General features: G+C 71.4%; 5 protein-coding genes and 1 pseudogene. 4 read left to right on the top strand and 2 right to left on the bottom strand.

The window, feature by feature from the left end:
• Positions 1 to 389: 389 nt before the first annotated feature.
• Positions 390 to 1,733 carry an NsdA family TPR-like regulatory protein gene (locus BFF77_RS30820; protein ID WP_066956631.1) on the bottom strand — a complete coding sequence of 448 codons (1,344 nt, stop codon included), beginning with the start codon at positions 1,731 to 1,733 and terminating at the stop codon, positions 390 to 392.
• 433 nt (positions 1,734 to 2,166) lie between these two features.
• On the opposite strand from BFF77_RS30820, the gene BFF77_RS30815 reads away from it, so the two are divergent.
• The 4 genes and pseudogenes from BFF77_RS30815 to BFF77_RS30800 all read left to right on the top strand — a co-directional run bounded on the left by BFF77_RS30815 (position 2,167) and on the right by BFF77_RS30800 (position 6,999).
• Entirely contained in the window at positions 2,167 to 4,062 is a 1,896-nt protein-coding gene (locus BFF77_RS30815) for a 1-deoxy-D-xylulose-5-phosphate synthase (protein ID WP_066956628.1), read from the top strand.
• Complete coding sequence (gene ispG / locus BFF77_RS30810) at positions 4,059 to 5,201, top strand: flavodoxin-dependent (E)-4-hydroxy-3-methylbut-2-enyl-diphosphate synthase (RefSeq protein WP_066956625.1); 1,143 nt, start codon at positions 4,059 to 4,061, stop codon at positions 5,199 to 5,201. Before BFF77_RS30815 ends, ispG begins: the two co-directional genes overlap by 4 nt.
• A gap of 316 nt (positions 5,202 to 5,517) precedes the next feature.
• Positions 5,518 to 5,880, top strand: a pseudogene (locus BFF77_RS37370) (4-hydroxy-3-methylbut-2-enyl diphosphate reductase); the annotation flags it as partial.
• A gap of 201 nt (positions 5,881 to 6,081) precedes the next feature.
• Positions 6,082 to 6,999: a lysozyme family protein gene (locus BFF77_RS30800; RefSeq protein ID WP_066956620.1), complete on the top strand. Its 918-nt coding sequence runs from the start codon at positions 6,082 to 6,084 to the stop codon at positions 6,997 to 6,999.
• A gap of 188 nt (positions 7,000 to 7,187) precedes the next feature.
• Here the strand turns inward: BFF77_RS30800 and BFF77_RS38315 are convergent, their stop codons facing one another.
• Complete coding sequence (locus tag BFF77_RS38315; RefSeq protein WP_425424453.1) at positions 7,188 to 7,412, bottom strand: helix-turn-helix domain-containing protein; 225 nt, start codon at positions 7,410 to 7,412, stop codon at positions 7,188 to 7,190.
• Between the last annotated feature and the right edge of the window lie 848 nt (positions 7,413 to 8,260).

The following is an 8,260-nucleotide window of genomic DNA, read 5'->3' as shown; positions in this document are numbered from 1 at the left end:
CTGAGTCCCGTGAACCGGCCCAAGGAGTCCCGGGCGTCTCACCAGGACCGGCCCGGACCAGGTGTGTGGAGGCGGACCCTCGGCGAGCGGTGGCCGGCCGTATGGGCTGCTTGGCGGTCGGGGCGCGCCAGAGGTTCCCGGGGCGACCGTCGGTGAGCCCCGGGCGGCACAAGTCCCGGCGTTTCCCGGGGCGGTGGTGAGAAGCGGCCGGAGCACCTGACGGAGTTGCCGGTGCTCCGGAAACCAATGCCTTGGCGGTCAGCGAAAAATGAGCCGACGTCAAGAACCGTAATACTTGCACGCGTTGGCGCGCTCGTCGCCATCGTCCGGCGTTGCTCGGCCGCCATGTCTTCGCCCGCCCGCAGCCTGTGGGGCGTCGGGATCCGGTCTCACAGGGATGCGGCCTCCTCGGTCAGGAGTGCCACGCCGGGGTGGGTGCTGTAGGGGCGGAGCACCTGACGCATGGTGGTGAGGGAGTCGGTGGCACGGGCCGACCGTAGGCCCGGGTAGTCGCTGAGGAATCGCCTCCAGGTGGCGATGGACTCCTCCAGGTTTCCCTGGAGGAGCTGGGATTCGGCCAGGAGGGCTGTGGTCAGTGCCCTGGCGCGGCGCGCCTGCGGAGCGCGGGCGCGCAGAGAGGCGTTGAAGGCCCGGTCGGCCGCCTGGTGGTCTCGGAGTGCGGTCAGGGTCCGGGCCCGCTGGTAGTGCAGGGCCGCCGTCGGGTAGCTGCCGAAGGGGTCGGACGGATCCTGGTCCGCGCGGCTGTGCAGGACCTCCGCCGTCTGCAGGGCGAGGAGCGCCCGGGGGCGGTCCTGGGCTCGTGCGTGGGCCAGGGCCAGCTGGGACTGGATGAAGGACTGGGTCAGGGGGGAGGAGTGGCGGGCGGCCGTTGCGGCGGCCTGTTCGGTCAGGGTGAGCGCGGGCTGCCGGTGTCCCAGTTCCAGCGCGTGGGAGGCGAGAGCCCTGAGGGCGATGGTGTAGGTGTGCGGGTCCTCGGCTTCGGCTGCCAGGTGAGCGGCTGTGCGGTGGTAGTGCTGGGCCAGGGCGTCGGCGCCGTCGTCCGCGCACATGTTGCCCAGGAGGACGGTGAGCTGCGCCGCTTGCGTGAGGAGCTGCCTGTGCACCTGCTCGCCGGCGTCGGCGAGCAGCCAGGGGGTGACGTCGTCGGCGAGGTAGGTGGTGAGTGCGGTACGGGCGTGCCCGCCGCCGAAGGCCCCGGTCGAGGTCGCGAAGAAGGCCGTCATGCTCTGGAGCGCCTCCACCTCCGCGCGCCCCACCCGCCGTCCGGCCACGAGCCCGGCGCGGCGGGCCGTGGTCCGCGAAAGAAGGTCCTCCCAGTTCGGTACCGTCAGCGCGGCGAGGCTGTAGACGGCCACGCCCAGGGGTTTTCCCCGGCCGGGGTCCAGCTGACTGTTGGTGAGTCTGGCCAGATGGTGCACGGGGTCTGCCTCCCAGGACCAGTCCGGTATGCGAGTGGGGGCTCGGGTCAGGCCGGCGTCGTCGGCGGCCAGGGGTCTGCGGAGGCGCCGCGCGAGCGCCTCCAGAATGTAGGCGGGCGCCGGAGGACGAGGACGGGTCCCCGCGAGCCATCGCGTCACCGTCGAGCGGTTCACGGCCAGGTCGTGACCGTGTTCGGACGCCACTGACGAGATGGCATGGGCGAGCTGGGCCGCGTTCCATCCCGCCTCCTCAAGAAGTCGCGCGAGCCGTGCGTTGGGTTGCTGGGCGGACACCTCTTCCCCGTTCTCAGCCCTAGCCAAAGGTGACCTGGACACGGCGCCCTTCACAAGGGCGCACAGATGCAGCACGCGCAGCACATCCATCCGCCAACGCCCCTACACGGGACGGGATTCGGCGGATGTACTGAAACAGCTACCCGCCCGGATCGGTCGCTCAATCCCGGTGCGCCCCCCCGGGGCGGTTCCCGTTCGCGCGGTTCCCCTCGACAGTGAGGAGCTGCTGATGCCCGCGATCTCCTGTGCCGACGCCCTGCCGGTGTACGTGCCCCAACGGGCGGACGCGGTAGCGGGTTCGGCGCGCCTTGCCCGCCCTGACCCAGGAGGCGCTTTCGGCACTGGGCGGACCGGGACCTCTCGCCGTGAGGAAACGGATCACCACGACCGAGGACACCGACTTCGTACCGCCAGCCGCAGTGAGGACATCGCGATGAGTACGACCGCAGGCGAACACGCCCCCCGTTTCCCGCTGCTGGCCAAGGCCGACAGCCCTGAGGCCCTGCGGGCCGTGCCCCAGGAACGCCTGGGCGAGCTGGCGGCCGAGATCCGGGCATTTCTGATCGGGAAGGTATGCGCGACCGGGGGCCATCTGGGTCCGAATCTCGGGGTGGTGGAGCTGACGCTGGCGCTGCACCGGGTGTTCGACTCGCCCCGGGACGCGCTCGTCTTCGACACCGGGCATCAGGCGTACGTCCACAAGCTGCTGACCGGCCGCCGCGAGGAGTTCGACGCGCTCAGGCAGGCCGGGGGCCTGTCCGGATACCCCTCCCGGGCCGAGTCGGCGCACGATCTGGTGGAGAACTCGCACGCCTCCACCGCTCTCTCCTACGCGGACGGCCTCGCCAAGGCCCGTGCCCTCAGCGGTGACGGCGACCGTGCGGTGGTCGCGGTCATCGGCGACGGGGCCCTCACCGGCGGCATGGCCTGGGAGGCCCTGAACAACATCGGCGGCGCCCCCGGACGCCCGGTGATCGTGGTCGTCAACGACAACGGCCGCTCCTACGACCCCACCACCGGCGCGCTCGCCGCCCATCTCACCGCGCTCAAACAGGGCGGCACCACCACCGTACGGAACCTGTTCACCGACCTCGGCTTCACCTACACAGGACCTGTCGACGGGCATGACGGCGGCGCGGTCGAGGACGCGCTTCGGTGTGCCCGCGGCCTCGGCCGGCCGGTGGTGGTGCACGTGGTCACGGTCAAGGGCCGGGGCTACGGGCCGGCCGAGACCGATGAGGCGGACTGTCTCCACGCGGTCGGCGTGGTGGACCCGGCCACCGGCCGTCCCACCGCCCCGGCCGGATCTTCGGGCCGGTCATGGACGAGTGTGTTCGGGCAGGAACTCCTTGAGCTCGCCGACCGGCGCGGAGACATCGTGGCGGTCACGGCCGCGATGCTGCGGCCGACGGGCCTGCACCTGATGCGGGAGAGGTTCCCGGAGCGGGTCTTCGACGTCGGGATCGCCGAGCAGCACGCCGTCACCTCGGCGGCGGGTCTGGCCATGGGCGGCCTCCATCCCGTCGTGGCCCTCTACGCCACCTTCCTGAACCGCGCGTTCGACCAGGTACTGATGGACGTGGCCCTGCACGGCCTGCCGGTCACCTTCGTCCTGGACCGGGCCGGGATCACCGGCCCCGACGGGCCCTCCCACCACGGGATATGGGACCTGGCGGTCCTCTCCGCGGTGCCGGGCCTGAGGGCCGCCGCACCCCGCGACGCGGTACGGCTGGGCGAACTGCTGCGTGAGGCCGTGGCCCACGGGGACGGGCCGACCGTGCTGCGGCTGCCCAAAGCCGGCGCGGGCCCCGCCATCGCGGCACTCGTACGGATGAACGGCCTGGACATCCTGCACCGCACCCCGTCCGGCCCTCTCGACATCCTGCTCGTACCCACGGGCCCGCTGGCCGCGGCGGCCCTGCGGGCAGCCTCCGTACTGGAGGAGGAGGGGCTGGGCGTCACGGTCGCCGATCCCCGCTGGATCCTTCCCGTCAACCCTGCCCTGCCCGCCCTCGCCGCCCGTCACCGGCTCACCGTCACCGCCGAGGACGCACTGCGCACCGGCGGCATGGGCACCGCACTCACGCAGGCATGCCTGGACGCCGCCGTCACCACCCCCGTGATCACCCTCGGCCTGCCCACCGCCTTCATCCCCCATGGCCCGCGCGACGCTTTGCTCGCCCAGGCCGGTCTCGACGGGCCGGGCATCGCCGCAGCGGCACTCGCCGCACACCGCGATTACTACCAGTACGAACACCCCGCGCGGCCTGCCCGGCCCACGACCACAACCGCAAACCCGACTGTGACGGTTGCGGAGGAGACACGATGACCGTCGATCTCGGCCTGCCAGGCCTTCCCCGGACTCCGGTGCGCCGCCGTACCCGCCCCATCCATGTGGGGAGCGTGGCCGTCGGCGGCGGCGCACCGGTCTCGGTGCAGACGATGACCACCACCCTCACCGCCGATGTGGACGCCGCCCTCCAGCAGATCGCCGAAGTCACCGCCGCGGGCTGCGACATCGTCCGCGTCGCCGTCCCCTCCCAGGACGACGCCGACGCCCTCCCGGCGATCGTGGCGAAGTCGAAACTGCCGGTGATCGCGGACATCCACTTCCAGCCCCGCTACGTCTTCGCCGCGATCGACGCAGGCTGTGCGGCGGTGCGGGTCAATCCCGGCAACATCCGCAAGTTCGACGACCGGGTGGGGGACATCGCGAAGGCCGCGGCGTCGGCGGGCGTGCCGATCCGGATCGGTGTCAACGCCGGCTCCCTCGACCCCCGGCTCCTGGCCAAGTACGGCAAAGCCACTCCGGAGGCCCTGGTCGAGTCCGCACTGTGGGAGTGCTCCCTCTTCGAGGAACACGGTTTCACCGACCTGAAGATCGCTGTCAAGCACCACGACCCGCTCACGATGATCGCCGCGAACCGGCTCCTCGCCGACGCCTGCGACTACCCCCTCCACCTCGGCGTCACCGAAGCCGGGCCCGCGTTCCAAGGGGCTGTCAAATCCGCGGTCGCCCTCGGGATCCTGCTGGGGGAGGGCATCGGTGACACCATCCGGGTGTCCCTCTCCGCGCCGCCGGTCGAGCAGGTCAAGGCCGGCTGTCACATCCTGTCCTCCCTCGGCCTGCGCCCGAGGAAGCTGGAGATCGTCTCCTGTCCCGGCTGCGGACGCCTCCAGGTGGACATCCACCGTCTCGCCTCGCGCGTGGAGGCCGCGTTCGACGGCTTCCCCCACCCCCTGCGGATCGCGGTGATGGGCTGCGTCGTCAACGGGCCCGGCGAATCACGCGAAGCCGACCTCGGCGTCTCCTGCGGCAACGGCAAAGGCCAGATCTTCCGCCAGGGCCGGGTCATCGCCACCGTCCCCGAACACAAGATCGTCGAAACACTCCTCGACGAAGCCCTCCGCCTCACCGGCGAACTCGACAGCCAGGACGCGCCCGCACAGCCGGAGGAAGCCTCCTGACCGCCACCACGGCCCCGGCCGGGCCCCGCTGCCCCGACCAGGATCCGGTCCGTACCGAGGTCGACGGCGTGCTCGACCGCCTGGGCCCTGTCCGGTCGCGCGACGTCCTGCCGGGCCGGCAGCGCTGTCAGCAGGCGCGCATGAACGCCCCGAGGCCACTGAAGACCCCCAGGCCGCGCAAGCGGGTTCTTCCCGCCGCTCCACGTGGCTGGTGCGCGGGCGTGGACAGGGCGGTCCAGGCGGTGGAGAAGCGTTGGAGCGGTTGGGCCACGCGGGCCACGAGGAGGTCATCGGCACCAGGGGCGAGGCTCCCGGCGAAGAGGCCGATCCCGTCCTCGTCGTCGGGTTCCGGAACTCGTCCAACTCGATCCGCGTGGTCGAGGTCGCCCTCGACGCGGGCGCCCCCGCCGCCCATCTCGTCGACAGCGCCGGTGGCATCGACGAGACCTGGCTCCAGGGCGTCTCCGCGGCCGGGCTCACCTCCGGAGCCTCCGTCCCCGGCGTCCTGGTCGACGGGGTCCTCCAGTGGCTCGCCGACCACGGCCACACCGACGTCGAGACCGTCAGGACCGCCGACGAGTCCAGCACCTTCGCGCTCCCCAGGGAACTCCGCCGCGATCTGCGCGCCGACGGCCGTCCCCGCACGCCCACGAACGCCGCCGAACGGAGGGATCCATGACCGGAGTACCACCGCTGCGCCGGCCCCAGCAGCGGGTGCCGATCCAGCCGCCCCGGCGTATGCGGGGCAGAGGCATCCCGTAGAGCCGGAACATCCCCGGCCTGGACAGAACGGCCCCAAGAATCCCCAGATTTCGGGGATGGTACCTGGACGACGGCGGACCCGATCATGAGCACATCCCCCAGTACTCATGGAGATGTTGTGTCCCGATACAGATCGCGTCTGTTCCGGCTGCTGGCCGCCGCGCTGGCCGCCTCGGCCCTGGCCGTGGTGCCGGTCGTCACCACCCCCGCCGCCGCGGCGACGGGCTGCCCGCCGAGGACCACCCCGCCGAAGTTCCCGAACCCGACGGACCCGGCTCCGGAGGCCCCCGTACCTCCGCAGATGACCATGGAGGAGATCAAGGCATACGTCGCCGGGCACCACAGCGCGAACGGTGTGAAGGGCGACCCGCACGTCTACATCAGCGCCCAGGGCCACCCCACCGTCGGGGTCGGGTTCAACCTCGACCGCCCGGACGCCCCGGCCCTGCTCGCCGCCGTGGGCGCCGACTACAACGCTGTGCGCAACGGCACCCAGAACCTGACCTCCTTCCAGATCATCACGCTCTTCGAGGCCGACTTCAACGCGGCGATCACCACACTGGAGCAGATCTTTCCCGATCTGTGGTACACCCTGCTGCCGAACCGCAGAGCTGTCCTGATCGACATGATGTACACCATGGGCACCACCGACTTCTCCTACGCCACCCTGTTCATCGCCGCCGTCAGGGCGGAGACCTGGCCGCTCGCGAATCAGGCGCTGTTCAAGACCGACTACGCCGCCCAGTTCAAGACCCAGGCGTCCGAGAACGCGGAGATCCTGCGTGACGGCGCGAACTGCAAGGCCCCCGCGTCGGTGCCCGCACACTCCTCCACCGGCGGCGGCAACGGCAGCACGGCCTACGGGGACGGCACCCTGGTGAGCCTGCCGGGCGTCCCGGGCAGCAGCGGCGGAAGCAGCGGAGGCGGAGGCGGCATCAGGTCGTACCAGGGCATCACCCTCTGCAGCATCCAGACCTTCAGCGTCTACTACGAGGGTCACTGGGTCTCCACCACCATCATCGACTGCGGCCCGTAAGCGCGTACCGGGCGGAGCACGGGGGCGGAGCCGAGCTACTCCGCCCCCCTCCCGGCCGACGCATGGCGACCAGGAACTGGGGTGTTCCGGCGGCCCTGCCGTTGTGACCGCTGTTCTCCGGAGCGGTGCTGAACGGCGTCGCGGAGCGGCGATGTCCCGGATGCCGGGCAGGACGGCCGGCCTCGGGATCAGTCCCAGATCTCCGGTACCTGCGAGGCGACGAGGCGGGCCACGAAGTCGCGCCGGCTGCGGACCCCCGCCTTGGCGAACACCGACTTGAGGTGGTCCTGCACGGTCAGTGGTGTCAGGGACAGCACCCGGGCGATCTCCCGGGTGTCACCGCCCCGCAGAACCTGCACGGCCACCTCGCGTTCGCGGACGGTCAGTCCGTACGTGGCGAACACCACGGGCATGACGTCGGTGGCGCTCGCCGGGGTGATCACCACCGCCGCCATGTGGTCGGCGGCGCTGCCCATGATCGAGGTGCTGAGCACGAACCATTCCCCCGTGTGCGTACGGACCCGCAGCCTCGGCGGCACGCCCGCCGCGGACTTCGCCGCCCTGGCCTGCTCCACGGCCATCAGCAGCGCGGTCGGTACCTCGAAGACCCCCACCGCGTCGTCGGCGATCTCCTTGAGCAGCACCTCGGCCCGGTCGTCGGCGCGCACCACTCGGTTGCGGGAGTCCAGGAGCACTACCGCCGGCGGGTGCTCGCCCGCCGGTGAACCCGCGGCACGTATCTGGCTGTGCCGCAGGGCCACACCGAGNNCGCCCCGGTCGGGGGCACGCATGAAGGCGGCGCAGCCCCAGGAGGCGCCCGCGGCCTCGAACAGGGCCCGCAGTTCGTCACCGAACCCGGCCGGGGCTATCTGCTCGCGGAAGCGCCGGCTGGTACCCGGACGGCCCAGCGTCGCCCGGCTGAGGGATTCGGCCGTGCGGCCGCTGCGCCTCAGATCGGCGAACTGGGACACGTCCTCGGTCCAGATCTCCAGCTCCACCGCCTGCCGGAAATCCTCCAGCCGCAGATCGTCGGTGAGCACCGAGGTGACCAGACCGGTCGCGGGATCGGTGCCGTGCCAGCACACCCCGTCGTACCCCAGAACCCCGCGCAGCACCTCGTCGGCCCTCCGGAAGATCTGCCCGGCGCTCAGCGGCAGACCGGCCAACTCCCGCAACTCGGCCAGCGCGTGGCGCTGCTGGTCCTTCTGTGAAGTCATGGCCAGAGCATAGGAAGCAAGATCGCGTTCCGGAAGATCTGCAC

Origin of the sequence: Streptomyces lushanensis, assembly GCF_001700515.1 — a bacterium.
Classification (GTDB): Bacteria; Actinomycetota; Actinomycetes; order Streptomycetales; family Streptomycetaceae; genus Streptomyces; species Streptomyces lushanensis.
Note: the sequence above shows the minus strand (reverse complement) of the source record. Positions and strands in the feature narration are given on the sequence as shown.

Bases quoted from the DNA above. Each gene is read 5' to 3' on its own strand.
- BFF77_RS30815 (WP_066956628.1), top strand. From the start codon at position 2,167: ATGAGTACGACCGCAGGCGAACACGCCCCCCGTTTCCCGCTGCTGGCC.
- BFF77_RS38315 (WP_425424453.1), bottom strand. From the start codon at position 7,412: ATGCCCGTGGTGTTCGCCACGTACGGACTGACCGTCCGCGAACGCGAG.
- ispG (WP_066956625.1), top strand. From the start codon at position 4,059: ATGACCGTCGATCTCGGCCTGCCAGGCCTTCCCCGGACTCCGGTGCGC.